Below are 1,903 nucleotides of genomic sequence, written 5' to 3'. Positions count from 1 at the left end.
TAATAGATATATATTTATGGAGGTGTGACATGTTTCTTAAAAAAAGTATAAGCAATGGGAAAATTTATCTTTCTTTTGTTCAAGGATATCGAGAAAATGGGAAATCTAAACAGAAAACTATTGAAAAAATTGGTTATCTTGAAGATTTAAAAAAAATTTATGATGATCCTATTTCTCACTTCAAATCTATAGCCAAAGAACGTAACAGTGATCTTGAAGCAACACGTAGTATTGAAATACTGTCAAATCAACGATTAGCAGATCAATGCTCTTTGCGTAAAAATCTTGGATATGTTATTCCTAAACATATATATGCTTTGTTGGACATTACTGCTTTCTTTCAAAATAAACAAAGACAGATTAAACAAAAGTATAACCTAAACCAGATTTTCAGTCTCTTAGTCTTCAACCGTTTTCTTTTTCCAGCATCAAAAAAGAAAGCCTACGAAGAGAAAGATGTTTTCTTTGATTCATTCTCATTTTCTTTAGATGACGTTTATCGGTCACTTAATTGGTTCTCTAAATACTCAAAACAACTTCAAGCCCATGTATATAGCAGGGTTAAAAAATTAGTGCCAATCAGTACTCAAATTGGATACTATGATGTAACTAATTTCTACTTTGAAATTCCGTATAATGATGAAGATGAGTACGATAAGGACGGGAATATTTTAAAAAAAGGGACACGAAAGAAGGGACCTTCTAAGGAACATCGAAAAACACCAATTATACAGATGGGATTGCTTATGGATGAGAATGGAATCCCCATGACCTTTAATACCTTCTCTGGAAACGAAAGCGAAAAGACCTCTATACTTCCCGCAATTCGTCGACTAAAAAAAGACTTCGGGATGGAACGTGTGATTGCAGTGGCAGATCGGGGACTTAACACCAGCGATAACAAAGCCTTTCTCTCAGGTGTAAATGACGATGATTCAGAAGGTCATGACGGATATGTATATGGTCAAAGTGTTATTGGTGCTGATAAAGAATTCAGAAAATGGGTACTAGATAAAAATAATTATAAAATAACGAAAGAATTGGACGAAAACGGTGAAGAAATAACCTTTATTCATAAATCAAGAATCTTTGCTAAAACTATACAACTTAAAAACCAAGCTGGAAACCGAACACTAACAATGCCGATTTATCAAAAACAACTAGCATATTACTCCAAGAAATATGCCGAAAAACAACGCAAGGACAGAAATCGTGTTTTAGAAAAGGCAAAAGATTTAATTAAAAATCCAAGGAAGTATACACAAGCCACAAGCTATGGATCTACTGGGTATGTGAAAAATCTTTCTTTCGTAAAAGATACAGGGGAAATCGCAGATGGAAAAAATCTTTCTCTTGACCTTAAGAAGATAGCAGAAGAAGAAAAGTATGATGGATACTATTCTATTGTAACAAGTGAAAAAAACCTCTCTGATAAAGAAATTCGGGACATATACCGCGGTTTATGGAAGATCGAGGAATCTTTTAAGATTATTAAGAGTGAGTTTAAAACAAGACCTATACACGTGCGATTGGATAATCATATCGAAGCACACTTTCTTATCTGTTTTATAACATTGATAATTATGAGACTATTGGAAAGCATGACAAATCACCAGTTTTCAGTAAAAGAAATAAGGGAAAGCTTGACCAACTATGGCTGTTCTTACCTTGAACAAAATTATTATCTTTTTGATTATCGAGATGATTTTTTAAGAATAGCAGAGAAGATATTCAATCTGGATTTAGGGAAAAAGACCATGACCCTAAGTGAGATAAAAAATATTTTAAAAACTACGAAATAAGACAAATTTCACAACACTTTTATGCAATAAGTAAAGTCTTGAACCCCTTGCGAACAGTGATTTTAAGGCTTAAAAAGAACGTATGTACTGCAAAACTCAAG

Annotated in this window: 1 protein-coding gene; it reads left to right on the top strand. The window is 32.9% G+C overall.

Annotated features, from left to right (window positions below):
* Positions 1-29: 29 nt before the first annotated feature.
* Entirely contained in the window at positions 30-1,802 is a 1,773-nt protein-coding gene (locus RBH29_RS17500; RefSeq protein ID WP_306698297.1) for an IS1634 family transposase, read from the top strand.
* The last annotated feature ends 101 nt before the right edge of the window (positions 1,803-1,903 follow it).

Origin of the sequence: Herbivorax alkaliphila (assembly GCF_030848475.1) — a bacterium.
Taxonomy (GTDB): Bacteria; Bacillota; Clostridia; order Acetivibrionales; family Acetivibrionaceae; genus Herbivorax.
This window is presented reverse-complemented; position numbering and strand designations above follow the sequence as displayed.

Bases quoted from the DNA above. Each gene is read 5' to 3' on its own strand.
- RBH29_RS17500 (WP_306698297.1), top strand. From the start codon at position 30: ATGTTTCTTAAAAAAAGTATAAGCAATGGGAAAATTTATCTTTCTTTT.